Origin of the sequence: Promicromonospora sp. NPDC050249 (assembly GCF_040656015.1) — a bacterium.
Lineage (GTDB): Bacteria > Actinomycetota > Actinomycetes > Actinomycetales > Cellulomonadaceae > Promicromonospora.
In genome coordinates this window covers 1-25,937 of the sequence record NZ_JBFAKY010000054.1, presented here as the reverse complement: position 1 = coordinate 25,937, position 25,937 = coordinate 1, and the positions used below count along the sequence as shown (strand labels likewise).

The 25,937-nt window shown below is 72.2% G+C and carries 20 protein-coding genes; 18 read left to right on the top strand and 2 right to left on the bottom strand.

Annotated elements, in window-relative coordinates; translation table 11 throughout:
- Positions 1-232 precede the first annotated feature (232 nt).
- From AB0I32_RS25870 to glcF, 5 genes are all read left to right on the top strand, one after another.
- On the top strand, positions 233-979 hold the full coding sequence (locus tag AB0I32_RS25870) for an IclR family transcriptional regulator (protein ID WP_357511339.1): 747 nt from the start codon (positions 233-235) through the stop codon (positions 977-979).
- Positions 980-1,112: 133 nt separating this feature from the next.
- The gene (gene aceB / locus AB0I32_RS25865; RefSeq protein ID WP_357511343.1) at positions 1,113-2,678 is read left to right on the top strand and encodes a malate synthase A; all 1,566 of its coding nucleotides are present in this window, start codon (positions 1,113-1,115) and stop codon (positions 2,676-2,678) included.
- A gap of 119 nt (positions 2,679-2,797) precedes the next feature.
- Entirely contained in the window at positions 2,798-4,255 is a 1,458-nt protein-coding gene (locus AB0I32_RS25860; protein ID WP_357511341.1) for an FAD-linked oxidase C-terminal domain-containing protein, read from the top strand.
- A complete protein-coding gene (locus tag AB0I32_RS25855) occupies positions 4,255-5,541 on the top strand; it encodes an FAD-binding oxidoreductase (protein ID WP_357511337.1) in 1,287 nt (428 codons plus the stop codon). Before AB0I32_RS25860 ends, AB0I32_RS25855 begins: the two co-directional genes overlap by 1 nt.
- Positions 5,541-6,878: a glycolate oxidase subunit GlcF gene (glcF, locus tag AB0I32_RS25850; RefSeq protein WP_357511335.1), complete on the top strand. Its 1,338-nt coding sequence runs from the start codon at positions 5,541-5,543 to the stop codon at positions 6,876-6,878. The genes AB0I32_RS25855 and glcF overlap by 1 nt, the downstream gene beginning before the upstream one ends.
- Here glcF and AB0I32_RS25845 read toward each other — a convergent pair.
- Positions 6,875-8,590: a hypothetical protein gene (locus tag AB0I32_RS25845; protein ID WP_357511333.1), complete on the bottom strand. Its 1,716-nt coding sequence runs from the start codon at positions 8,588-8,590 to the stop codon at positions 6,875-6,877. The genes glcF and AB0I32_RS25845 overlap by 4 nt on opposite strands.
- Before the next feature lie 218 nt (positions 8,591-8,808).
- Here AB0I32_RS25845 and AB0I32_RS25840 point away from each other — a divergent pair, with 218 nt between their 5' ends.
- Positions 8,809-10,626, top strand: a complete 1,818-nt coding sequence (locus tag AB0I32_RS25840) for an L-lactate permease (protein WP_357511331.1) — start codon at positions 8,809-8,811, stop codon at positions 10,624-10,626.
- Positions 10,627-10,656: 30 nt separating this feature from the next.
- Here the strand turns inward: AB0I32_RS25840 and AB0I32_RS25835 are convergent, their stop codons facing one another.
- The gene (locus AB0I32_RS25835; protein ID WP_357511329.1) at positions 10,657-12,210 is read right to left on the bottom strand and encodes a hypothetical protein; all 1,554 of its coding nucleotides are present in this window, start codon (positions 12,208-12,210) and stop codon (positions 10,657-10,659) included.
- Between AB0I32_RS25835 and AB0I32_RS25830 the strand changes: the two genes are divergently transcribed.
- From AB0I32_RS25830 to AB0I32_RS25775, 12 genes are all read left to right on the top strand, one after another.
- Positions 12,154-13,296 carry a hypothetical protein gene (locus tag AB0I32_RS25830; RefSeq protein ID WP_357511327.1) on the top strand — a complete coding sequence of 381 codons (1,143 nt, stop codon included), beginning with the start codon at positions 12,154-12,156 and terminating at the stop codon, positions 13,294-13,296. The two genes, AB0I32_RS25835 and AB0I32_RS25830, sit on opposite strands and share 57 nt — an antisense overlap.
- The gene (locus AB0I32_RS25825; RefSeq protein WP_357511325.1) at positions 13,293-14,300 is read left to right on the top strand and encodes an HAD hydrolase-like protein; all 1,008 of its coding nucleotides are present in this window, start codon (positions 13,293-13,295) and stop codon (positions 14,298-14,300) included. Before AB0I32_RS25830 ends, AB0I32_RS25825 begins: the two co-directional genes overlap by 4 nt.
- Before the next feature lie 260 nt (positions 14,301-14,560).
- A complete protein-coding gene (locus AB0I32_RS25820) occupies positions 14,561-14,743 on the top strand; it encodes a hypothetical protein (protein WP_357511323.1) in 183 nt (60 codons plus the stop codon).
- Positions 14,744-14,745: 2 nt separating this feature from the next.
- Entirely contained in the window at positions 14,746-15,702 is a 957-nt protein-coding gene (locus AB0I32_RS25815; RefSeq protein ID WP_357511321.1) for a TlyA family RNA methyltransferase, read from the top strand.
- Entirely contained in the window at positions 15,699-16,646 is a 948-nt protein-coding gene (locus tag AB0I32_RS25810; protein ID WP_357511319.1) for an NAD kinase, read from the top strand. The genes AB0I32_RS25815 and AB0I32_RS25810 overlap by 4 nt, the downstream gene beginning before the upstream one ends.
- 8 nt (positions 16,647-16,654) lie before the next feature.
- A complete protein-coding gene (gene recN, locus AB0I32_RS25805) occupies positions 16,655-18,409 on the top strand; it encodes a DNA repair protein RecN (protein WP_357511317.1) in 1,755 nt (584 codons plus the stop codon).
- A gap of 5 nt (positions 18,410-18,414) precedes the next feature.
- Positions 18,415-19,638: a putative cytokinetic ring protein SteA gene (gene steA / locus AB0I32_RS25800; RefSeq protein ID WP_357511315.1), complete on the top strand. Its 1,224-nt coding sequence runs from the start codon at positions 18,415-18,417 to the stop codon at positions 19,636-19,638.
- 91 nt (positions 19,639-19,729) lie between these two features.
- Positions 19,730-20,689 (top strand): copper transporter, encoded by a 960-nt coding sequence (locus AB0I32_RS25795; RefSeq protein ID WP_357511313.1) that lies wholly within the window; start codon positions 19,730-19,732, stop codon positions 20,687-20,689.
- A 70-nt stretch (positions 20,690-20,759) separates the two neighbouring features.
- Complete coding sequence (locus tag AB0I32_RS25790) at positions 20,760-21,689, top strand: hypothetical protein (RefSeq protein WP_357511311.1); 930 nt, start codon at positions 20,760-20,762, stop codon at positions 21,687-21,689.
- On the top strand, positions 21,686-23,428 hold the full coding sequence (locus AB0I32_RS25785; protein ID WP_357511309.1) for a lipid II flippase MurJ: 1,743 nt from the start codon (positions 21,686-21,688) through the stop codon (positions 23,426-23,428). Before AB0I32_RS25790 ends, AB0I32_RS25785 begins: the two co-directional genes overlap by 4 nt.
- 129 nt (positions 23,429-23,557) lie before the next feature.
- Positions 23,558-25,240 (top strand): CTP synthase, encoded by a 1,683-nt coding sequence (locus AB0I32_RS25780; RefSeq protein ID WP_357511307.1) that lies wholly within the window; start codon positions 23,558-23,560, stop codon positions 25,238-25,240.
- Positions 25,237-25,869, top strand: a complete 633-nt coding sequence (locus AB0I32_RS25775) for an NUDIX hydrolase (RefSeq protein ID WP_357455968.1) — start codon at positions 25,237-25,239, stop codon at positions 25,867-25,869. The genes AB0I32_RS25780 and AB0I32_RS25775 overlap by 4 nt, the downstream gene beginning before the upstream one ends.
- Positions 25,870-25,937: the final 68 nt, after the last annotated feature.

Genomic DNA, 25,937 nt, shown 5'->3' with positions numbered 1-25,937 from the left:
GAGTAGGACGCCGCCGGACAACCATTCCCAGGAGGGGGTGGAGCCAGCACGAGCCCGTCAGGGTGAGTGCGGGCTCCACCCCCTTCCTGCATTTCCAGAACCCTTCCCGCATCCCAGAACCCTCCCGGACAGCCAGGCGACTTCGGCCGGCGTGCTACCGACCCCCCGTTCCGCGTTATGGAATGCTGCTTCCGTGAGCCGGTAGCTCCGGCGTTCCGATCGGGAGGGTGACGTGGCAGAGTCTGGCGTGCAGTCGGTCGAGCGAGCACTCGATCTGCTCGAGATTCTGGCGGAGGTCGGCGGTGATGCCGGCCTGAGCGAGCTCTCGGAGCAGTCGGGACTGCCCCTGCCGACCATTCACCGGTTGATGCGTACCCTCGTCGCCCGTGGTTACGCGCGGCGGCTTCCCTCGCGACGCTATGCGCTCGGTGCGCGGATGATTCGCCTCGGCGAGTCGGCGGGCCGGCAACTCGGGGCGGGTGCCCGGCGCCATCTGCAGCGGATCGCTCGGGAGCTGGGTGAGACCGCGAACCTGGCCATGCTCGACGGGGAGATGGCCGTGTACGTGGCTCAGGCGGCGTCGTCGCACTCCATGCGCATGTTCACCGAGGTGGGGCGGCGTGTGCACCTGCACAGCACCGGCGTCGGCAAGGCGCTGCTGAGCGAGCTGCCCGATGCGGCAGTGCGCGACATCGTGGCGCGGGCCGGCCTTGCCCCCGCTACCGACCGGACCCTCACCGACATCGGGGCGCTCCTGGCCGCGGCGGCGGAGGCGCGCGAACGCGGCTATGCCGTGGACGACGGCGAGCAGGAGATCGGCGTCCGGTGCTTCGCCGTCATCGTCCCTGGGGCGCCCGTGCCTACGGCGCTGTCGGTGTCCGGCCCTGCGGCGCGGGTGTCGTTCGAGTTCGGCGATCGAGCAGTGCCGGTGCTGCACGAGGTCGCGCGGGACATCGGGGCGGAACTCGCTGACGGTTGAGTACGCGTTGACCCCTCGCCATCGGGCACCTAGTGTTTTCACTAGGAAGTATTTGGTTTCCGCATCGTGGAATTGGCGAGGCGGCTTCAACCACTCGACCGAGGGAAGACACGTGGATACTCCAGACGGCCTCATGATCACCGGCGACATCGCACCCCGCGCGGAGGAGGTGCTCACTCCCCGCGCGCTGGAGCTGGTCGCCGTCCTGCACCGGGCCCTGGACGACCGGCGGCTCGAGCTGCTCGACGCTCGGTCGAGGCGAGTCGCGGACCTTGCGGCGGGCGGCACGCTGGACTTCCTCCCCGAGACGCGGCACATCCGCGAGGACCCGACCTGGCGCGTCGCCCCGCCGGCACCCGGGATCGCGGACCGCAGGTGTGAGATCACCGGCCCCACCGACCGCAAGATGACCATCAACGCGCTCAACTCCGGCGCCAAGGCATGGCTCGCGGACCACGAGGACGCCAACACCCCGCAGTGGAGCGCGGTCGTCGGCGGACAGCTCAACCTGCTCGACGCGATCAACCGCACCATCGACTTCACCGGCGAGAACGGCAAGCACTACGCGCTGAAGCCGGACGCGGAGCTGGCCACGATTATCGTGCGCCCGCGCGGCTGGCACCTGCCGGAGAAGCACATCCTGGTCGACGGCCGGCCGGTCTCGGGCAGCCTGGTGGACTTCGCGCTGTACCTCGCGACCGCCGGCCTGCGGCAGATCGAGAAGGGCCAGGGACCGTACTTCTATCTCCCGAAGATGGAGTCACACCTGGAGGCGCGGCTCTGGAACGATGCTTTCGTGCTGGCGCAGGACCTTCTCGGCATCCCGCAGGGCACCATCCGCGCCACCGTGCTCATCGAGACGTATCCCGCGGCCTTCGAGATGGAGGAGATCCTCTACGAGCTCCGGGAGCACAGCTCCGGCCTGAACGCCGGGCGCTGGGACTTCATGTTCTCGGTCATCAAGTCGTTCCGGACCCGCGGCACGGAATTCATGCTGCCCGACCGCAACGCCGTCACCATGACCGTTCCGTTCATGCGGGCCTACACCGAGCTGCTCGTCAAGACCTGCCACACGCGCGGCGCGCACGCGATCGGCGGCATGGCCGCGTTCATCCCCAGCCGCGACGAGGCGGTCAACGAGGCCGCGTTCGCGAAGGTCCGCGACGACAAGACCCGCGAGGCGAACGACGGGTTCGACGGGTCCTGGGTCGCGCACCCCGGCATGGTGGACCTCTGCACGGAGGTGTTCACCTCGGTGCTCGGCGACAGGCCGAACCAGATCGATCGCACCCGCGAGGAGGTCCAGGTCACCGCGGCGCAGCTGCTCGACGTCGCGAGCACCCCGGGGGACGTCACCGAGGCCGGGCTGCGGAGCAACATCTCGGTGGGGATCCAGTACCTCAAGGCGTGGCTCGGCGGGCTCGGCGCCGTCGCGATCTTCAACCTCATGGAGGACGCCGCCACGGCGGAGATCTCCAGGTCGCAGGTGTGGCAGTGGCTGCACAACGACGTGACGCTCGCCGACACCGGCCACCAGGTCACGCGCGAGCTGATCGACCAGATCGTCGAGGAAGAGATCGCCAAGCTGCCCGGCGACGCGGCAGACTACGAGGAGGCGAAGCAGACGTTTCTCGAGGTGGCGGTGGCGGACGACTACGCGGACTTCCTGACTCTCCCGGCATACGCCCGAATGCCCTGACCGACCCGTTGAGTGCTGGATATCTGTCCTTCGGACCGCCTCCGGAGGGCAAGTACCCAGCACTCAACGGAGCAGTAGTGGCCGCAACGAGGAGGTTGCCCTTGTCCGAGAACGTTGTCGTGGGGCTTGACGTCGTGATTGCCGAGCTTGTTGACGCGCTGGGCGAGGAGCGGGTGATCACGGACCGGCAGCGGCGTCGTACGTACGAGTGCGACGGGCTCGCGGTCTACCGGGTGATCCCGGGCGTCGTGGTCCTGGCCCAGGGGCCCGACGACGTCGCTACCGCGGTGCGAGCGTGCGCGCGGCACTCGGTGCCGTTCGTCGCGCGAGGTTCGGGTACGGGGCTGTCGGGCGGGGCGCTGCCGCACTCCGAGGGTGTGCTCGTGGTGATGTCGCAGATGCGGAGCATCCGGGAGGCGGACGTCGACAACCAGCGGGCCGTCGTCGACCCGGGGGTGATCAATCTCCAGCTCACTGCCGCGACCAGCCCGGACGGGTACTACTTCGCGCCAGACCCCTCCAGCCAGTCCATCTGCTCGATCGGCGGGAACATCGCCGAGAACTCGGGCGGCGCGCACTGTCTCAAGTACGGCTTCACCACCAACCACGTCACGGGCCTGGACCTGGTGACGCCCGCCGGGGAACAGGTGGAGATCGGCGGCAAGGCGCCGGACCCGCCCGGATACGACCTGCTCGGCGCGCTGGTGGGCAGCGAGGGCACGCTCGGCATCGTCACCTCGGCCACCGTGCGCCTGACCCGGCTGCCGCAGGAGGTGCGGACCCTGCTGGCGGCCTTTCGCTCCATGGACGACGCCGGCGCCGCCACCTCGGCGATCATCGCCGCCGGGGTGATCCCCGCCGCCATCGAGATGATGGACGCCCTCGCGATCGAGGCCGCCGAGGCGGCGGTGCACTGCAACTACCCGGCCGGCGCGGGTGCGGTGCTCGTGGTCGAGCTGGACGGGCCGTCGTCCGACGTGGCGGGCGAGTTCGACGACGTGGTGCGCCTGTGCGAGGAAGCGGGGTCGTTCGAGGTGCGGGTCGCGGCCGACGACGACGAGCGGGCCCTGATCTGGAAGGGCCGCAAGTCCGCGTTCGCCGCGGTGGGCCGGATCAGCCCTGACTACATCGTCCAGGACGGCGTGATCCCGCGGACCGCGCTGCCGTTGGTGCTGCGTCAGATCGCGGCCCTCTGCGAGGCGGCCGACGTGCGGGTCGCGAACGTGTTCCATGCGGGTGACGGCAACCTGCACCCCCTCGTGCTGTTCGACGGTTCGGTGGAGGGCGCGGTCGAGCGGGCCGAGGCCGTGGCCGGCGGGATCCTCGACCTGTGCCTGGAGCACGGCGGCTCCATCACCGGTGAGCACGGTGTGGGCGCGGACAAGGCGAGTCACATGCCGCGCATGTTCACCGCCGAGGACCTCGACACCATGCAGGCCGTGCGGTGCGCCTTCGACCCGGACGGCATCGCCAACCCCGGCAAGGTGTTCCCTACGCCGCGGTTGTGCGGGGACCAGCCCGGCCGGCGCCGGGGTGCGCATCCGCTCGCGGAGTCCGGCGTGGCGGAGGACTTTTGATGGCGGACCTGCAGCGGCTCGAGGACGCGCTGAAGCAGGACGGAGGCCAGGTCGAGGAGGCGGGTCCGGCGGATGCCGTCGACGGCGTGCCTGCGGTCGCGGTCGCCCGGCCGACGTCGGCCGACGGCGTGGCCGCCGTGCTGCGCGAGGCGACCGCGCAGGGCCTGGTGACGGTCGCGCGCGGTGCGGCGACCGCCCTGGACTGGGGCGCGCCGCCCGAGCGGGTGGACCTGATCCTGGACACGACGGGTCTGGACCGGCTGGTGGAGCACGGCGCGGGCGACCTCGTGGTGGTCGCCGAGGCGGGGCTGCCGGTGGCGGAGCTGTCGAGGGCGGTCCGGGCCGCGGCGCAGGAGCTCGTGGTGGACCTGCCGCCGGAACGGCTCGCCGGGGGCTCCACCGTGGGCGGGGCACTGTCGACCGGAGCGTCCGGGCCGCGCCGCCTGCAGCGGGGCGGGATCCGGGACCTGGTGCTCGGGGCCACCGTCGTGCTCGCCGACGGCACCATCGCGTCGTCGGGTGGCAAGGTCGTCAAGAATGTCGCCGGGTACGACCTGGCCAAGCTGCTGACCGGCGCGTACGGCACGTTGGGCGTCGTGGTGCGGGCCGCGTTCCGGTTGCACCCGGCCCGGCCTGACCGGGCGTATGTCGTGGCCACCGGCCCGCTGGCGGACGTCGCCGTGCGGGCTCGCGAGGTCGTCGCGTCGCAGCTCGCGCCCGCCGCGGTGGAGATCGACCGGCCGGCGGGGAGCGACGTCGCGGAGGTGGCGGTGCTGGTCGAGGGCACGGGGAACGCGGTGGGGCAGCGGGCCGCGGCTGTCGCCGACGTGCTGGGTGGGCGGGTGCAGGCACAGGCGCCCGGGTGGTGGGCGGCGGTGCCGGGGGTCTCGACAGGCTCGACCAGCGGTGAGGGCTCGACCAGTGGTGGTGGCACCTATGCCAAGGCGACCGCGACCCTGGTCGGCGTGGCCCGGCTGTTGGCGGCGGCCCGGGATGCCGAGCAGCGGTACGGCGTCGGCGTGGCGCTGCGGGGGAGCGCCGCCGGGGTCCTGCACACGGTGGTGACCGGGACGCCGGGGGCCACGGCCGCCGCCGTCGGACACCTGCGGGGTGCCGCGACCGATCCGCGCGACGGGACCGTGATCGTCCTGCGTGCGTCGCGCGAGGTGCGTGCGGAGCTGGACGTGTGGGGGCCGGTGGGCGGGCTCGACCTCATGCGCGCGATCAAGCAGCAGCTCGATCCGGGGCGCAACCTTGCGCCAGGCCGATTCGTGGGAGGTATCTGATGACGGACCCGAAGCCGGATCTGCTCGGCTCGTTCGGCGGGGCGGGGGCCTTCGACGAGCACCATCCGCCGGCTCGTGAGCTGGTGGACGACTGCGTGCACTGCGGGTTCTGCCTGCCGGCCTGTCCGACGTACTCGCTGTGGGGCGAGGAGATGGACTCGCCGCGCGGCCGGATCTACCTGATGAAGGAAGGGCTCGAGGGTGAGCCGATGTCGTCGTCGCTGGTGCAGCACGTCGACGCCTGTCTCGGCTGCATGGCGTGCGTGACCGCCTGCCCGTCGGGCGTGCAGTACGACAAGCTGGTCGAGGCGACCCGGCAGCAGGTCGAGCGGCGCGGCGCCGAGCACCGGACGCGGGGGCAGCGGCTGCTGCGGTCGGCGATCTTCGCGCTGTTCCCCCGGCCGGAGCGGCTCCGGCTGATCCGGCCGCTCCTCGCGCTCTACCAGCGCTCGGGCCTGTCGCGGCTGGTGCGGCCGGTGCTCGCGCGCGTGTCCCCGACGCTGGCCACGATGGAGGCCATCGCGCCGCCCGTCGGTCCGCGGATCCCGGTACCGGCGCTGGTGCCCGCCGTCGGCGCGCAGCGGATGACCGTCGGGATGCTGCTCGGCTGTGTGCAGCGTGAGTTCTACCCGGGGGTGAACGCCGCGACGGCGCGGGTGCTGGCGGCGGAGGGGTGCGAGGTCGTCGTGCCGCCGGACCAGGGGTGCTGCGGCGCGCTGTCCGTGCACGCCGGTCGTGAGGCGGAGGGGCTCGGCTACGCGCGGGCGCTCATCGACACGTTCTCGGCGGCGGGCGTTGAACGGATAGTCGCGAACTCGGCGGGGTGCGGCTCCACCATGAAGGACTACGCGCACCTGCTGGCGGACGACCCCCGGTACGCGGAGCGAGCGGCGGAGTTCGCCGCGAAGACCCGCGACATCTCGGAGGTGCTGGCGGAGCTCGAGCCCGTGGCGCCGCGGCACCCGCTGCCGATGACCGTGGCGTACCACGATGCCTGCCACCTGCGGCACGCTCAGGGTGTGAAGGCGCAGCCGCGCGCGGTGCTCGCCACGATCCCCGGCCTCGTGGTCAAGGAGATCGCCGAGGGGGACATGTGCTGCGGGTCGGCGGGCATTTACAACCTGACGAACCCCGAGCCCGCGCGGGAGCTGGGCGACCGGAAGGCCGCGAACGTCGCGGCGACCGGTGCCCAGCTCCTGGTGACGTCCAACCCTGGCTGCCTGCTCCAGATCACCGATGCCCTGACCCGGCAGGGTCGCGAGATGCCCACGGCGCACATGGTGCTCGTGCTGGACGCGTCGCTGCGTGGTGCCGGACCGGAGGAAGTGCTCGGCTAGCGCAGGTTCGGGTCCACGAAGGTGCACTGCCTGGCCATCCACTTCGACGCCGACCCGTCGGCGTCGTAGCCGCGGGCCTGGAAGCAGACCTGGTAGCCGGTCGGGACGTTCCGCAGGGGGAAGTACACCACCTCGCTGCCGCTCCCGTAGTTCTGGACGGTCCAGCTGGGTGGTGTCTGCCCCGGGACGAACCAGCGGTAGCGCACCTCGGAGTCGACCAGGTACTCCCCGTTCACGCCGCGGTACTCGTACGGCACGGTCGTCGTGCCGTCGGCATCCGCCTTGACGGCCGACGGCAGCGGAAGGGACTCCACCTGGTTGGTGGTACCGACCGTGTCCACACAGGTCTGGTTCGTGTTCCACGCGCCTACGTTGCCGGCGTTGTCGGTGATGCGGCCCGTCCAGCAGATGCGTGACGGCGCCGGATAGTTCGGTGGGTTGCCAGGAGGGACCGGCTTCCAGGCGCTGAACTGGGTCTCGCCCGCCAGGCGAATGCGGTAGCGCGCCTCGTGCAACGCCTTGCCCGATGCCCGGAACGGCGGCGTGGCGCGGTCACTGCCGAAGACGATCGCCGAGATCGCCGCGGTGTCGGGAAGGACCGGAGGTCGGTACATGGGCCCCACTTCCTGCGTCACCGGCGCCGCGTGGTCCACGATCTCCGTGGCCGGCTCGGACGTCCACGCCTGCAGGTTGCGCGCGATGCGCACGGAACCGGCGCCGTCCACGAGCACGACGCGGGTACCGGTGTCGTCCAGATCGAAAGCCCTGGCCTTCCCGAGCGTCCCCGGCGAACCACCGAGGGACGGTGCGGCGAGGAGGTCGCCCGTGGTGGTGGAGACACCGAGCACGAAGCCCTCGCCCAGCTGCGGAGGCGTGCCGGTGCGCTCCATGCCGACGGCGAGCGTGATGTCGTCGTACACGCCGGCACTGTCCGCGGTGACGCCGACGACGCCGCCCGTGCACGTGGCGAGCGCGAAGCGGCCGCGCGCGTCCTCGACGTGCAGGCCGGAGGCTCCCGGGACCGAGCCGCACGGGTCGCCGCCGGTACCCCTGGTGACCTCTCCGGTCGGGCCGTGCCAGCGCTCGACCGTCTTGGTCATGTTCTTGTCGACCGCGTACAGCGCGTCGCCGGTGATGGCGAACCCGTCCGCGATGCTGGGGAAGTACCAGTCCGACTCGTTCGCGGGCTGGACCGGGACCCGTTCACCACCGGTCACCCCCTGCGTGACGGGGTTGCCGCTCCCGTAGGCCACACGCTGCGCGCCGCGGCCGAGCACGGTGCCCTCCGACACGGTGCGGCTGCCGCCGCCGTCGCGTGACCAGGCGAGCACGTCGGTGCTGCCGACGTCGAGCAGCAGCACGTCGTGCTCCGACGCGAGCAGGTCGCCGGTCAGGGTGCGGCCGCCCCACGTGTTGGACCAGGTGGCGTTCGTGCCGTCGACGGGCCGCCAGTAGACGCGGCGGCCGGCGGCCGTGCTGACCTCGACGAACAGGTTGTCGCCGGCCAGGTGGGCGTCGACAGCGGTGCCAAGACCCGCGTCGGCGAGCGCCTTGGCCGAGGCGAGCACCTCGGTGGGTACCCGTTCGACGACGAGGGGACCCGGGCTGCTCGTGGCGGACGCGGCAGGAAGGGCGACCCCGCCGGCCGCGACCATGCCTGCGGCACAGGTGACGGCCGCCCAGGCGGCGGCCGATCTTCGGGTGAATCTCATGATCCGATCAACTACTTTCGTCTTGTTGATGGCCGGCCTCAGGGGCCTTACCCGGTAGGACGGCCGTCACCAAGGAACCGTTGGGCAGGTCCCTGGCGATTCGGGTACTCCCATTTGCCCGGGGCGACTGCTACGTTTGTCGCCGAGTGGACTGATAGTTCCGACATGCGAAAATTCCAGCGCACCCGACCCGGCAGTGTGGCCGGACTGGAGTCACCATGGACAACCTCGGCGTCCTCGCCCTGCTCGCCCTCCTCCCGATCCTCGTCGTAGGAACGCTGCTGCTCGGCTTCCGCTGGCCCGCGCGGACGGCGATGCCCGTCGGCCTCGCGGTGGTGGTGGTCGTCGCCCTGTTCGCGTGGAAGATGTCGCTGGTCGCGGTGAGCGCGTCCATCGTGCAGGGGCTGCTGATCGCCGTCGGGCTGCTCTGGATCATCTTCGGCGCGCTGCTCATGCTCGAGACCCTCACCAAGAGCGGCGCGCTGCAGACGATCCGCGCGGGCTTCACCACGATCAGCCCCGACCGGAGGGTCCAGGTGATCATCATCGCCTGGCTGTTCGGGTCGTTCATCGAGGGTGCCGCAGGGTTCGGCACGCCCGCTGCCGTCGTCGCACCGCTGCTGCTGGCTCTCGGCTTCCCCGCCGCTGCCGCCGTCATGGCCGGGCTCATCATCCAGTCCACCCCGGTGAGCTTCGGCGCCGTCGGTACGCCGATGCTGACCGGGCTCGGGACGGGGCTGGCGGACACCTCCGGCGCGCTGGCGCCGGAGGTCCAGGCGCGGGCCGACGCGCTGGGGCTGGACCAGCTCGGCTTCATCGCGCACACCGCTACCCAGGTGGCGACCATCCACGCGATAGTGGGCATCCTGGTGCCGCTCATCCTGGTCACCATGATGTGCGGGTTCTACGGCGAGAAGCAGTCGTTCCGCTCGGGGCTGGCCGTCGCGCCGTTCGCGATCTACGCGGCGCTCGCGATGATCGTGCCGTACGTGACCGTGGCGTACGTGCTCGGGCCGGAGTTCCCCTCGATGCTCGGCGGATTCCTCGGGCTGGTGCTCGTGATGTTCACGTCCTCGAAGGGCTTCCTCATGCCCAAGGACGTGTGGGACTTCCCGCCGCGTGAGCGCTGGAGCGACCGCTGGATGGGCACGGTGGACCCCACGAAGGAAGCGGCGGCGCTCACCCGCAACATGTCGATGGCCCGGGCCTGGTCGCCGTACGTGATCGTCGCGGCGCTGCTGCTGGTCACCCGGAACGTCCCGGCGATCAAGGAGTTCCTGACCGGGTCCGCGATCGTGGAGGTGCCGAACATCTTCGGCACCGGCATCAGCCAGAACCTGGACCTCCTGTACTCGCCGGGCGCGATCTTCCTGCTCGCCTGCCTCGTCACCTACGTGCTGCACGGCATGAAGGGCGAGCAGATCAAGGCGTCGTGGAAGGTCGCAGGCGGGCAGCTCGGCGGCGCGGCGTTCGCGCTCCTGTGCGCGGTGCCGCTGGTGCGGATCTTCATCAACTCCGGACCGGACTTCAACGCCGCAGGGCTCGACTCGATGCCCATCACGCTCGCCCAGGCCGCCGCCGACCTCGCCGGTCAGGGCTGGCCGATCGTCTCGCCGTTCATCGGCGCGCTCGGCGCGTTCGTCGCCGGATCGAACACCGTGTCCAACATGATGTTCGCGCTCTTCCAGTTCAACACCGGGCTCGGCATCGGCGCGGCGTCGCCCGAGACCGTGGCCGCGCTGCAGGCGGTCGGCGGTGCTGCCGGCAACATGGTGGCGGTGCACAACGTGGTCGCCGCCGCGGCGACGGTCGGCCTGCTCGGGCGCGAGGGCGACCTGATCCGCAAGACGATCCTGCCGATGACGTACTACTGCCTCGCGACAGGTGGCATCGGATACCTGTGGATCTTCGGCTTCGGGTTCAACGCGGGCACCGTCGTGCTGCTCGTGGTGGTCGCGGCTCTTGTCCTGGCGGCGACCTGGATGCTGCGAAAGACCGACGCGTACAACCCGGAGGTGGTCCCGGCACGGGTGTGAGCGCATATCGGACGACGTCGGCCGCGCACGTCACAGCAGTTCGACCCCGGGAGACGGCCGCTCGCATGGGAGAATGAGCGAGCATCTGTCATCGAAGGGAACACCGTGAACGAAACGCCCCGTGACCAGGGGAACGACCGCGAGGGCGACCGCCGTGGCGAGCGCACAGGCGGCAGTCGCAACGAAGGCCGGGGGCCGCGTCGCGACGACCGCGGCGGAGAGCGCGGTGGTGACCGGGGCCGCCGGTTCGACGGCCCTCGTGGCAGTGACGGCCCTCGGCGCGACGACCGCGGTGCCGACCGCCCGCGCCGACCGTACGAGGACCGGGGTACCGACCGTCCCCGCCGCGACGACCGCGGCACCGACCGTCCCCGGCAGGACGACCGCGGGGCCGGCGACCGCGCGCCTCGGCGCAGCGATGACGACCGTCCCCGCCGTTCCTACGGCGACCGGGACAACCGGGGCGGCGGCAGCGACCGCGGCGCCCGCACCGATCGCCCCCCGTACCGCGGTAACGACGGCGACCGACCGCGCCGGTCCTTCGAGGACCGGGACAACCGTGGTGACAGCCGTGGCGGAGACCGTCCGGTACGTCGTGACGGTGAGCGGCCCGTGCGTCGTGAGCACGACCGCCCGCTGCGCCGGGACGACGACCGTCCCGCGCGCCGGGACGACGCCCCGCGCCGTTCCTTCGGGGACCGTGACGAGCGTCCGCGCCGTGGCTTCGAGGACCGTGGGGGCAGCCGTCCCGTGCGTCGGGACGACGAGCGTCCGGCACGCCGGGACGACGACCGTCCGCGCCGTTCGTTCGAGGACCGGGGCGCCGAGCGCCCGCGCCGTGACGACCGTGGCACGGACCGTCCGGTCCGTCGCGACAACGAGCGTCCCGCCCGTCCTTCGTTCGGGGACCGCGACGAGCGTCCGCGCCGTAGCTTCGAGGACCGTGGGGGCAGCCGTCCCGTGCGTCGGGACGACGAGCGTCCGGCACGCCGGGACGACGACCGTCCGCGTCGCTCGTTCGAGGACCGGGGTACCGACCGTCCGCGGCGCGACGACCGTGGCACGGACCGTCCGGCTCGCCGCGACGATCGTCCCGCCCGTCCTTCGTTCGGGGACCGTGACGAGCGTCCGCGCCGTAGCTTCGAGGACCGTGGGGCCGGCCGTCCCGCCCGCCGCGAGGACGACCGTCCCCGTCGCACCGACGGCGACCGTCCGGTCCGCCGTGACGACCGGGGCACCGACCGTCCGGCCCGCCGGGAGGACGACCGTCCGCGCCGCTCGTTCGGCGACCGCGACGACAGGGGCGCCCGCGACAGCCGCGGTCGCGACGACCGGGCCGCTCGCCCGTTCCGCGCGAAGGACGGCGACCGTCCCGCGCGACGTGACGACCGTGGCACCGACCGTCCGCACCGTCCGTCCAACGACCGTCCGCGCACGGCCGTCCGGGACGAGCGCGAGGAGCGAGCCCCGCGGCCTCCGGAGCCGGAGATCGCCGAGGACGTCGAGTTCAGCCAGCTCGACCGCGAGGTGCGTTCGCGCCTGCGCGGGCTGAGCAAGGACCACGCCGAGTACGTCGGTCTGCACCTGCTGATGGCCGGAAGGATGATCGACGTCGACCCCGAGCGCGCCTACGAGCACGCCCAGGCGGCGCTGCGTGGTGCGGGTCGGATCGACATCGTGCGCGAGGCCGCGGGCCTGGCGGCGTACCACACCAACCGGTACGCGGAGGCGCTGCGCGAGCTGCGCACCGTCCGCCGGCTGAACGGCTCGTCGGAGCACCTGCCGATCATGGCCGACGCCGAACGCGGGCTCGGCCGTCCGGAGCGCGCCCTCGCCCTGGCGGCGTCGGACGAGGCCGCCTCGCTCGACGCGATGGGTCGCGTGGAGCTCGCGATCGTCGCGAGCGGCGCACGTTCCGACCTGGGTGAGCACGACGCCGCGCTGGCGGTGCTCGACAAGATCGCCCCGGAGGACGCCAAGGGCGACTCGGGGCTCCGGGTCGTGCAGGCGCGCGCCCTGGCGCTCGAGGCGGCCGGCCGTGTCGACGAAGCAGTTGCGCTGCTGAAGACCGTGGACAGCAAGGCGCTCGAGCGTGCCATCGGCGCCGAGGCGTTCGACGAGGACATCACCGTGTTCGACGTCGAGGAGGACGCGGCGCTCGCCGAGGAGGAGTACGCGGCCGAGCATCCGGAGGAATTCGCGAAGGACACGTCGGACGGCGCGGGCGAGGAGCCTGAGGACTCGGACGACGAGGACGCTGCGGGGTCGGACGACCCGGACGAGGACGATGACGAGGACTCCGACGACGAGTCCGCGGACTCCCCGGATTCTGCGGACTCAGGCGACTCGGCTGACTCTGGCGACTCGGCTGACTCGGCGGATTCCGCCGACTCACCCGACGAGCCCGGAGCGGACGAGGACGAGTCCGACGAGGAGCCCGCGGAGAAGCCCGAAGAGGATCAGGACGAGCCCGAGGCGGACGCCGTCGACGAGCCGAGCGATCCTGAGTCGGACGAGGAGTCCGCGGAGGCGCAGGCCGCAGAGGCCGGCGACCCGACGGACGACCGCCCGGACACCGACGACGCGGCTCCCGCACCCGAGGTGAGCGACACCGAGGGTGAGCCGGCCGCCGAGGGCGACCGGTCCGACGTCGGGCAGGAGAAGGCGTGACCGCGAGCGCCGGCCTGCTGGCGAGCGCGACCCCGCTCGCCGCTGCGTACGACCTTGCGCTCGTCGACCTGGACGGCGTGGCGTACAAGGGGCACCTGCCGATCGAGCACGCGGCGGCGAGCCTCGCCGCCGCGCGCTCGGGCGGGATGCGCCTGCTGTTCGTGACGAACAACGCGTCGCGCGAGCCGGAGGACGTCGCCGGCCAGCTCACGGGTCTGGACATCCCGACGGGTCCGGACGAGGTGATGACGGCGGCGCAGGCGTGTGCCGCGCTGCTCACCACCAGGCTCGACCCGGGGGCGAAGGTCCTGGTCGTGGGCGGGAAGGGCCTGGTGACGGCGGTGCGGTCGGCGGGCTTCACGGTGGTGGGGTCGGCGGACGACAAGCCGGACGCCGTCGCGCAGGGGTACTCGCCGGAGGTGGGCTGGGCAGAGCTTGCCGAGGCCGCCTACGCGGTGGGTGCCGGTGCGTGGCACGTGGCGAGCAACCTGGACCTGTCGCTCCCGACGGCGCGTGGTTTCGCGCCGGGGAACGGTGCCCTGGTGGGTGCGGTGGTGTCGGCGACGGGTGTGACGCCGGACAGTGCAGGCAAGCCGTCGCCGACCATGTACCGGCTCGCGGTCGAGCGGGCGGGGGCGAGCCGGCCGCTGGTGATCGGGGACCGGCTCGACACCGACCTCGGGGGTGCGCGCGGTGGCGGGTATCCGGGGCTGCACGTGCTGACGGGCGTCTCGACGGCGCGCGACGCGGTGCTCGCGATTCCGGGTGAGCGCCCGTCGTTCCTGGGGGCTGACCTGCGCGCGCTGCTGGAAACGCACCCGGCGCCGGTCCTCACGGACGGCTGGTACGTGTGCGGGGGCGCGTCGGCGCAGGTGGCCGACGGCGGGCTGCGGCTCGACGGGTCGGGTATCGACCTGGTGCGCGCCGCGTGCGCCGCTGCGTGGTCTGCCGTCGACGCGGGAGAGACCGTGGATCCGGCGACGGTCCCTGAGCTCGTCGCCTGATCCGAGGGCGCGGACGGACCCCTTCGGGGGCGACAGTACGAATTCGAGGTGTGTTGCTCTGCGTAGACAACGTCTACGCAGAGCAACACACCCGGCAGAGGTAGGCCTTCTGCTGAGGGTCTGCGACAGAACCCGGCCGATTCCTCCAGGGTTCTGTCGGAGGCGGCAGGTACCGTGTGTGGCAGCAGGCAGACGGCCCGAAGCACGGCGCGACAGGAAGCCGACGGGCACGGACGAGCACAGTGGAGCGTTGACGCAGGATGGAACAGTTCTACGAGACCGAGGAACCTTCGGGCGGCCCGGCCGATCCCGACGCGGGCGTCCGGAGTGCGCTCGACGCGCTCGACGGGCTCGACGACCTGCCGCCGGCGGAGCACGTCGCCCGGTTCGAGGCAGTGCACGACGCGTTGCAGGCCCACCTGAGCGGTGACGCCGCCCTGTGACCATGACGACAGGTGCGGGTCAGGGGCGTGTCGACGCCGAGCTGGTGCGGCGTGGTCTGGCGCGGTCGCGCAAGCACGCGGCCGAGCTGATAGCCGCCGGGCGGGTGGTGGCAGGTGGCCGTGCGGTCGCCAAGCCGTCGGCGCTGGTCGCCGCCGGCGAGACGATCGAGGTGTCGGGCGGGGAGTACACCGAGTACGAGTACGCCTCCCGTGCGGGGCTCAAGCTCGCCGGGGCGCTCGACGCGCTGGACGCCATCGCGGCAGGCTTGGTGGTCAACGGTGCCTGGTGCGTCGACCTCGGCGCTTCGACCGGCGGTTTCACCGACGTGCTCCTGCGGCGTGGCGCGGGACACGTCCTCGCCATCGACGTCGGCCACGACCAGATCGTGCCCCAGCTGCGGGAAGATCCGCGTGTCACGGTCGTGGAGGGGTTCAACGCGCGCGACCTGACGCCGGGAGACCTCGAGCGGATACCGGACGTCGTCGTCGCGGATCTCTCCTTCATCTCGTTGCGGAAGGTCCTGCCCGCCGTGGCCCGGGTCGCGGGTCCGGACACGCACGCGCTGCTGCTGGTCAAGCCGCAGTTCGAGGTAGGAAGGGAGCGGCTCGGCTCGGGCGGGGTCGTGCGCGACCCGGCTCTGCATCGTGACGCGGTGGAGTCGGTCGCCCGTGCTGCCGAGGAGGCGGGCCTGCGGGTCCGCGCGGTAGTGCCGAGCTCGTTGCCGGGTCCGAACGGCAACCGTGAGTTCTTCCTCTGGCTGGTGTCGACGGGGCCCGCCGGGACCGCCGGTGCGATCGACGAGGCCGTGGCGCAGGCCGTCGCCTGGGACCCCGCGGCGGGGGCGCCGAGCGAGCCGGGTGCGGTAGCCGGCCCGCCGCCCGTGCCGCCGGCCGTCGTCGTCCGGGAGCCGCAGCACCACGACCAGCAGAACGACGAGCAGAAGGAGCGGCAGCCGTGACCAGGCGCGTGCTGATCGTGACGCATGGCGGACGCCCTCGGGCGGTCGCGGCGCTGGCCGAGGCCTTGCGTGAGCTGAAGGCGGCGGGTTTCGAGGCGACGCTGCACGACGACGCGCTCGCGGAGGAGTTCGGCGACCACATGGCCGCGAACCGGGTCCGTGAGGGTGTGCACCGGTCCGAGGCGGTGATGGTGCTCGGGGGCGACGGCACCATCCTGCGTGCGGCGGAGCTGACCCGGGGTACCGACGTGCCCCTGCTCGGCGTGAACCTGGGGCACGTGGGCTTCCTCGCCGAGTCGGAGCGGGAGGACCTGCGCGCCGCCGTCCAGCGGCTCGCGGCCCGCGACTACGAGGTGGAGGAGCGGGCGACCGTCGAGGTCACGGTGCATCTGCCGGGCACGGCGGAGCCGGTGGTCGGCTGGGCGCTGAACGAGGCGACGGTCGAGAAGGCCACGCGCGACCGCATGCTCGAGGTCGCCATCGGCGTGGACGGCCGTCCGCTGCTCTCGTTCGGCTGCGACGGCGTGATCATGGCCACCGCTACGGGCTCCACGGCCCACGCCTTCTCGGGCGGCGGCCCGGTGATCTGGCCCGACGTCGACGCAGTGCTCATGGTGCCGCTGTCCGCGCACGCCCTGTTCGCGCGGCCGCTGGTGATCGGGCCGCGGTCGCGGTACACGGTCGACGTGCTGCCCCAGTCGACGGTCGAAGGAGTGCTGACCTGCGACGGCCGGCGGGAGATCCGGCTGCCCCGCGGGTCTCGCGTCGTGGTGCGGCAAGGCGGTACGGTGCGGCTCGCACGGCTGTCGAACGCGCCGTTCGCGGACCGTCTCGTGTCGAAGTTCAGCCTGCCCGTCTCGGGGTGGCGGGACCGTGTCGGGTCAGGTCACGCCGAGGTGCAGGATGTACCTTCTGACCCAGCCGACACCACACCAGAGAATTAAGGAGTCCGGTGCTCGAGGAGATCGCTATCGAGAACCTGGGCGTCATCCGCTCGGCCCGGGTACCCCTGTCCGACGGCCTGACCGTCATCACGGGTGAGACGGGTGCGGGCAAGACGATGGTGCTCACGGGTCTCAACCTGCTCATGGGTGCCAAGGCGGACCCGCAGTCGGTGCGCCCGGGGGCGTCGTCGGCGGCTGTCGAGGGCCGCGTGCGCGTCTCCGGCCGCGACGCGGTGCTGAGCCGGGTCTCCGATGCGGGCGGCGAGGTGGAGGACGACGGGACCGTCGTCATCCTGCGCACCATCGCCGACGGCCGGTCGCGTGCCCACCTGGGCGGCCGCGCCGTACCGCAGGGTGTGCTCGCGGAGATCGCCGAGGACCTGTTCACGGTGCACGGCCAGTCGGACCAGCTGCGGCTGCGCACGTCGGCCAAGCAGCGCGACGCCCTGGACACGTTCGTCGGCCCGGCACACCAGCGCGTGCTGGCCTCGTACCGCACCGCCTGGACCGAACGCGGCGGGCTCCTCGCCGAGATCGCCGACCTCGAGGCGCGCGGCGCCGAGCGGGCGCGCGAGGTCGAGCTGCTGCGCATCGGCCTGGAGGAGATCGAGCGGGTGGACCCGGTGACGGGTGAGGACGCCGAGCTGCAGGCTCAGATCGAGCGTCTGTCCAACGCCGAGGCCCTGCGCACCGCGGCCACCGAGGCGCACGAGGCCGTGGCGGGCGAGGACGCCGACGGCGCGCGCGAGAACGCGATAGCCCTCGTGGAGCGGGCCCGCCGCGCCCTGGACGCCGCCGCCCACTCCGACGCCGCGCTCGGCGCGCTCGCCACCCGGTTCGCCGAGGTGGGCTACCTGCTGTCCGACGTCGCGACCGATGTCGCCGCGTACGTCGACGACCTGCAGGCCGACCCGGCCGGGCTGGAGACCGCGCACAACCGCATGGCCGAGCTGAACGCCCTCACGCGCTCCTACGGCGAGACGATCGACGACGTGCTGCAGTGGGCGAGCGACGCCGGCCTGCGTCTGCTCGACCTGGACGACGGCGGCGACCGCCTCGTCTCGATGCGCGACCGCGTGACCGAGCTGGACGGCGAGCTGGCCAGGCTCTCCGAGATCCTCACGGCCGAGCGCACCCGCGGCGCGTCCCACCTCGCAGAGGCGGTGACCAACGAGCTGCACGGCCTCGCGATGGGCGGCGCCCACCTCGTGGTCCAGGTGGAACCGCTCGACCAGCCGGGGCCGTTCGGCGCGGACCAGGTCACCTTCCTGCTCGTGCCCCACCCGGGCGCGCCGGAGCGGCCGCTGGGCAAGGGCGCGTCCGGCGGTGAGCTCTCGCGCGTCATGCTCGCGCTCGAGGTCGCGCTGGCGACGTCCGGTGGCGCCGCCGCGGCGCGCACCGCCGACACCCCCCGGAGCACGTTCGTGTTCGACGAGGTCGATGCCGGCGTGGGCGGCCGGGCGGCGGTCGAGGTGGGCCGCCGTCTGGCGCAGCTCGGTCGCAGCACCCAGGTGGTCGTGGTGACCCACCTCGCGCAGGTCGCGGCGTTCGCCGACGCGCACCTCGTGGTCACCAAGAGCTCCGACGGCGAAGCCGGCGCACAGGGTGAAGATGACGGAATGATCACGGTTACGGGCGTGCGCGAGGTCACCGCCGACGCGCGGGTCCGGGAGCTGGCGCGCATGCTGTCCGGCCAGGACGACTCGGAGACGGCGCGTACCCACGCGCTGGAGCTCCTGGAGTCCTCGGTCGTGGGACGATAGAGCGGATGAAGCTGATCTCCCGACCCGAGAAGCGCGCCGAGAAGAGCGCAGCGAAGAGCGCCGCGGCGCAGTCCCTGGCGACGACGCAGGCCACGGTGCACGGGCCTGCCCGGATCGGAGCCCGCACCAAGGAGCTCACGTCCCGGCTGAACAGCGGCGACGTCGCCGTGATCGACCACGTGGACATCGACCGTGTCGCCGCGGACGCCCTGGTATCCGCTGCGCCCGTCGCGGTGCTGAACGCGGCGCCGTCGACCTCCGGCCGCTACCCCAACACGGGCCCGAACATCCTGATCGAGGCAGGGATCGTCCTGGTGGACGGCCTCGGCCCGGTGATCATGGCGCTCGACGAGCGGGCCGACGTCCAGATCGTCGGCAACGAGATCTACGTCGACGGTGAGATGGTGGCCAAGGGCACCTACCAGACGCCGGAGACGGTGGCCGCGGACCAGGCGGCCGCCCGCGAGGGGCTGTCCGCCGAGATCGAGCGGTTCGCCGAGAACACCATGACGTACCTGCGCCGCGAGCGGGACCTCCTGCTCGACGGTGTGGGCGTGCCCGACATCCGTACCTCCATCGAGGGCCGCCACGTGCTGATCGTGGTGCGCGGCTACCACTACCGGGAGGACCTCGCGCTGCTGCGGTCCTACATCCGGGAGAACCGGCCCGTCCTGATCGGCGTGGACGGCGGCGCGGACGCGATCCTCGACGAGGGCTGGCAGCCCGACATGATCGTCGGCGACATGGACTCCGTCTCCGACCGGGCCCTGGCCTGCGGCGCGGAGATCGTCGTGCACGCCTACCGCGACGGCAAGGCACCGGGTCTGGAGCGCGTGAAGGCGCTCGGCGTGGAGCCGGTGGTCTTTCCCGCCACGGGTACCAGCGAGGACATCACCATGCTCCTCGCCGACGACAAGGGTGCCGAGCTCATCGTCGCCGTCGGCACGCACGCCACGCTCGTCGAGTTCCTCGACAAGGGGCGCTCCGGCATGGCCTCCACCTTCCTCACCCGGCTGCGCGTCGGTGGCAAGCTCGTGGACGCCAAGGGCGTCTCGCGGCTCTACCGCACGCGGATCTCCAACACCCAGCTCACGCTGCTGTCCGGCGCGGGTGTCGCGGCGGTGCTCGCGGCGCTGGCCTCGACCTCGGCGGGCCAGACCTTCTTCGGGCTGATCGGGGCACGCATCGACGACGTCGTGTCCTGGATCAGCCGCCTCTTCGGCGGCTGACCGGTCGGGAGCCCGCTCCCCGACCTGCTGCCGCCCCGACCTGATGCCGGGCTCTCACCGCCCGGGACATGCCTAAGGACTCCTCCGTACCGTGATCGACTTCCGATACCACCTCGTCTCGCTCATCTCCGTCTTCCTCGCGCTCGCCGTCGGCATCATCCTCGGCGCCGGCCCGCTGCAGGGCGCGATCGGCGAGACCCTGACGGAACAGGTGGACGCGCTGCGTGCCGAGCGCACCGACCTGCGCACCGAGCTGGACGCCACGCAGACCGCTCTCGACGGCGACGAGCGCTTCATCGAGGCGGCGGGCGCACAGCTCGTCACGGGCGCGCTCCAGGACCAGCGGGTCGCGATCGTGCAGCTCGGTGAGGTCCCGCAGGACGAGGCCGACGGCGTGCTGAACCAGCTCACCACGGCGGGCGCCGACGTCGTGTCGAACTCCGTGCTCACCGAGTCCTGGACCGACGCCGCCGAGGAGACGTCCCGCGAGACCGTCGCCGGCGGTCTGCGCGCCAACCTGGGCGCGGCAGCCCCCGAGAGTGAGGACGCGAGCGAGACCCTCGGCGCGGCGCTGGCGCTCGCGCTCACCGGAACCGAGAACGGTGCCGAGCGGAGCGCGCAGGCGATGGACCTCGAGGTACAGCTGGAGCGCTTCGGCTTCATCGAGGCGGGCGACGAGCAGACGGAGCCCGCCCAGGCGCTCGTGCTGCTCGTGGGTTCGGCCGCACAGCCGCAGGCGACGACCGACGGTGCCACCGAGGCGGCGGAGCCCACTCCTGACGTGTGGACCTCCGTGACCCGCGCCGCCCAGGAGGTGTCCGGAGCGGCCGTGCTCGCCGGGCCGACCGACGAGCCCGGTGACACCGTGCAGGCCGTGCGCGACGACGAGGACATCGCCGCCGAGGTCACCACGGTGAGCGGCATCGACCGGCTCGTGGGGCGCATCAACGTGCCGCTCGCGGTCGCGGCGCGGCTGGACGACATCGTCGGCCAGTACGGCTTCGAGGACGACGCCACGGCCGTCATACCGCCGGTGGTCGGCGCCGAATAGCTTGCTGACGTAGTGATTCGTTGACGTACTGATCGTTGCCGTACTGGCCGACACAGACCAAGGGGTAGTCATGGGTGCAGGCAGGTTCATCGCCGCTGGCATTCTCGCCGGAGCCGCGACGGCGTTCGCGCGCCGCAAGCTGGACGAGAAGGTCGCGGAGGGCCGCCTCGGCGGCGCCAGCACGTGGACGCGGACCAACCATCGCGGCGAACCGATCAGCCTGCTGGAGGGTCCGGCGGTCACCGTTGGTCTCGTGGCAGGCGCGGCGGTCGGGGGCGGCAACGCCCCCGGGGCGACGGCGTTCGCCACGGCCGCCGCGGGTGCCTTCGGCCTGGTGGACGACCTCGCCGAGGACACATCGGTGCGCACCAAGGGCCTGCGGGGCCACCTCGGCGCCCTCCTGGAGGGCCGCCTGACGACCGGCGGGCTCAAGGTGCTCGGCATCTCGGGCTCCGCGCTCCTCGCTTCGGCTGTGGGTACGCGCCGCACGGGCAGCGCGTTCGGGCACCTGGTCGACGTCGGGCTCAACGGCGCGCTCATCGGGGGCACCGCGAACCTGATCAACCTGTTCGACCTGCGCCCCGGCCGGGCGCTCAAGGCCGGTGCGGCCGCGAGCCTCCCGTTCATGCTGGGCGGCGCGGGCGCCACGGGCGCCGTGCTCGGCGCCGCGGCGGCGGCGGCCCCCGGTGACCTGGGGGAGCAGGACATGCTGGGCGACGGCGGCGCCAACGCGCTCGGCGCGCTCGTCGGCAGCCAGATCGCGTTCGGCACGTCCCGCGCGGTGCGGTGGACGGCGCTCGCGGGTGTGGTCGGGCTGATGCTGGCCTCCGAGAAGGTCAGCTTCTCCAAGGTCATCGCGGGGAACGAGTGGCTGAACAAGATCGACATGCTCGGTAGGCGGCCGGTCGAGCCGGCACCGCTGGTCGCCCCGGAGCCGACCAGCGGGAGCGGCGTGCGGTCGACCTCTGCCTCCGACCCCATGGGTTCCCCGGGCGCGTGAGTCGCGTCAGAACCCTGGCGAGCGCCGCGCTGCTCGTCACCGTCGTCACCCTCGCGAGCCGCGTCGTCGGTTTCGGCCGCTGGCTCGGGCAGGGTGCATGGCTCGGGTCCGACGGCGTCGGTACGGTCTTCAACTCCGCCAACCAGCTGCCCAACCTGCTGTTCGAGGTGGCCGCTGGCGGTGCGCTCGCCGGCGCCGTCGTGCCGCTGCTCGCCGGGCCGCTGAGCCGGGCGGCGTTCACGGCCGACGGAACCGCCGCCTCGAAGGAGCAGGCGTCGAGGATCGCCTCCGCGCTCCTGGGCTGGACGCTGGTGGTGCTGGTGCCGCTGGCCGGGCTGATGGCGCTCCTGGCGCGCCCGATCATCGGCCTGACCGGCCTGACCGATCCGGTGGACGTGGACGTCGCCACGGCCTTCCTGCGCGTGTTCGCCGTGCAGGTGCCGCTCTACGGCCTGGCCGTCGTGCTGGGCGGCATCCTGCAGGCCCACAAGCGGTTCTTCTGGCCGTCCTTCGCGCCGCTGATCTCCAGCCTCGTCGTGATCGTGGTCTACGCGGTCTTCGGCGCGCTGGCGAACGGTGACCAGCGGCAGGTCGCCGAGCTGTCCGGCCGGGCGCTGGAGTGGCTGGCATGGGGGACGACGGTCGGCGTCCTGTTCCTGGCGCTACCGCTCGTCGTGCCCGTGTGGCGCACCGGGCTGCGGCTGCGGCCCACGCTGCGGTTCCCGTCGGGGGAGGGCCCCCGGGCCGCGCGCCTCGCGTTCGCGGGCGTGGGCGCCCTGGTGGTCCAGCAGCTCTCCGTGTTCCTGACGCTGCGCGCGGCCAACGCGGCGGGGGGCGACGGCACGCTCTCGGTCTACCTGTACGCCCAGCAGGTCTACCTGCTGCCGTACGCCGTCCTCGCGTTCCCCATCGCGACCAGCGCGTTCCCGCACTTCGCGGAGCACGCGTCGGCAGGCCGCCTCGACGAGCTGCGTTCACTCGTCGCGCGCACCACCCGCAGCCTCCTGCTCGTGACGGCCGCCGGTGTCGCCGCGCTGATGGCCGCCGCGCCGTACGTCGAGCGGGTCTTCGACGTCATCGTGCTGGGCGACGCCCCAGGCATGGCCGTCGGACTCGTCGCGCTGGCGCCGGGGCTCGTCGGCTTCGCGCTGATCCTGCACCTGTCGCGGGCGCTGTACGCCGTCGACCACGGCAGGGCCGCCGTCATCGCCACCGCGAGCGGGTGGGGCGTGTCGGCGATGGGCGCTGCCCTCTTGCCGGTGCTGTTCGCCGGCCGACCGGCGGACAGGGGCTGTGCCGCGCCGGGGTGCTTCGACTACGCGCTGCGGAACGACGTCATGGCGGTCCTGGGGGCTGTCGGAACCGCCGGGATGATCGTGGCCGGACTGGGCCTGCTCCTGGCCGTACGCAGGCACCTGGGCCCGGACGCGCTGCGGGGCGTCTGGCGGGCGCTGCTGGTGCTCGTGGTGGCCACGGGGGCCGGCGCAGCCGTCGGATGGGCGGTGCCCGCGTGGCTGTCGCCGCAGGGCATGCCCTTCGGCGGGTTCGCGACCGCGCCGCACCCGGAGGTGCCACCTGACGCGGGCGGGTTCGCCGTCGAGCTGGGCCTCGGGCTGACCGTCGGTCTGCTGGCCGCGTGCGTCACGCTCCTGCTCGCCGTGCTGCTCGATCGTGATCTGCGTGCCGCCGTCGGCCCGCGTCTGGGCGGGCTGCGGGGGAAGTTCTCCCGGAAGTCCTGACACAGCGAGCGCGATGGGCTCGACGGGGGCAGACTCGACCCGAATCAAACCGACGATCCCCGACAGATTCAGCGCGTGTGCTGGTTCTAACACCACGAGCACGCCGCACCTCGGATAGGGTGGAGTTCCGTGGTCGAACACCGAAACAGCCTCCAGTCCCGTCAGCGGTCCGGCGCCTCCACGCCGACCAAGCACATCTTCGTCACCGGTGGTGTGGCGTCCTCTCTCGGCAAGGGTCTGACGGCGTCGTCACTCGGCCGACTTCTGCGCTCACGTGGCCTCAGCGTCACGATGCAGAAGCTGGATCCCTACCTCAACGTGGATCCCGGCACGATGAACCCGTTCCAGCACGGCGAGGTCTTCGTCACCGAGGACGGTGCCGAGACCGACCTGGACATCGGGCACTACGAGCGGTTCCTCGACATCGAGCTTCCTGCCTCGTCCAACGTGACGACCGGCCAGGTGTACTCCCGCGTCATCGCGAAGGAGCGCCGCGGCGAGTACCTGGGTGACACCGTGCAGGTCATCCCGCACATCACCGACGAGATCAAGTTCCGGATGCGCGAGCAGGCCTCCGACGCCGTCGACGTGATCATCACCGAGATCGGCGGCACGGTCGGCGACATCGAGTCGCAGCCGTTCCTCGAGTCCGCGCGTCAGGTGCGGCACGAGCTCGGCCGCGACAACGTGTTCTTCCTGCACGTGTCGCTGGTGCCCTACATCGGCCCGTCCGGCGAGCTGAAGACCAAGCCGACGCAGCACTCCGTCGCCGCGCTGCGCACCGTGGGCATCCAGCCGGACGCGATCGTGCTGCGCTCCGACCGCGCGGTGCCGCAGGGCATCAAGAACAAGATCGCGCTGATGTGCGACGTCGACACCGAGGCAGTGATCAACTGCGCCGACGCCCCGTCGATCTACGACATCCCGCGCGTCATCCACTCCGAGGGCCTGGACGCCTACGTGGTGCGCCGCCTCGGGATGCCCTTCCACGACGTGGACTGGGACGGCTGGAGCCGGCTCCTGGAGCGCGTGCACGAGCCGGAGCACAACGTCGAGGTCGCGCTGGTCGGCAAGTACATCGACCTGCCCGACGCGTACCTGTCCGTGACCGAGGCGCTGCGGGCCGGCGGCTTCGCGAACGACGCGAAGGTCGGCATCCGCTGGGTCGCGGCCGACGACTGCCAGACGCCGGAGGGCGCTCAGGCCTCCCTCGAGGGTGTCGACGCGATCCTGGTGCCCGGCGGCTTCGGCGTGCGCGGCATCGACGGCAAGGTCGGGGCGCTGCGCTGGGCGCGCGAGAACCTCGTGCCGACCCTCGGCATCTGCCTTGGCCTGCAGTCGATGGTCATCGAGTACGCGCGCAACGTGCTGGGCTGGGCGGACGCGTCGTCGACCGAGTTCCACCCGAACAGCAGCCACCCCGTGGTGGCGACGATGATCGAGCAGAAGGCGATCGTCGACGGTGAGGGGGACCTGGGCGGCACCATGCGTCTGGGCGCCTACGAGGCGCAGCTCGCCCCGGGCTCCGTGGTGGCCAAGGCGTACGGCAGCGAGAAGGTGACCGAGCGGCACCGCCACCGTTACGAGGTGAACAACGCCTACCGCGCCGAGCTGGAGGAGGCGGGCCTGCTGATCTCCGGCACGTCGCCCGACTCGTCGCTCGTCGAGTTCGTCGAGCTCCAGGCCGACCTGCACCCGTACTACGTGTCCACGCAGGCGCACCCCGAGTTCAAGTCGCGCCCCACCCGCGCGCACCCGCTGTTCTCGGGCCTGATCGCGGCCGCGCTCGAGAAGCAGGCCGCGGGAGCATGAGCAGCGACGAGGTCACGGACGTCATCGACCCGCGCCCGGCGCGTCGGCTGGACGTCCCGTTCCAGGGCTTCGTGGTCGACATGGTCTCGGACGAGGTCGACCTGGGCGAGGCGGGCGGGATCGTCCGCAGGGAGTACGTGGACCACCCGGGCGCGGTGGTCGTGGTGGCGCTGAACGACGACGGCGACGTCCTGCTCCTGCGCCAGTACCGGCATCCTGTCGGCGCGTTCCTCTGGGAGGCGCCCGCCGGCCTGCTCGACCTGGACGGCGAGGACCCGCACGTGGCGGCGGCCCGCGAGCTGGCCGAGGAGGCGGACATGTCCGCCGCCACCTGGGACGTGCTGCTCGACCTGCTGCCCACGCCGGGCGGCAGCAACGAGGCGGTGCGCGTCTACCTGGCCCGCGACCTCACGCCGGTGCCCGACGACGAGCTGCACACCCGGGAGGCCGAGGAGGCCGACATGGTCGTCGTCCCCGTGCCGCTGGAGGAAGCCGCGGCGCTGGCGCTCGCGGGCAAGCTGCACAACGCGGCGACGATCGCGGGGGTGCTCGCTGCGGCGATCGGGCGGGCCTCGGACTGGGAGACGCTGCGCCCGGTGGACAGCCCGTGGGAGTACCGCAAGAACTGACGGCTGGCTGACTTCGGTCGCTCTACGCGGCGCTGACCACCGCCGTCGTCGGCGCGATCGCCTACCTC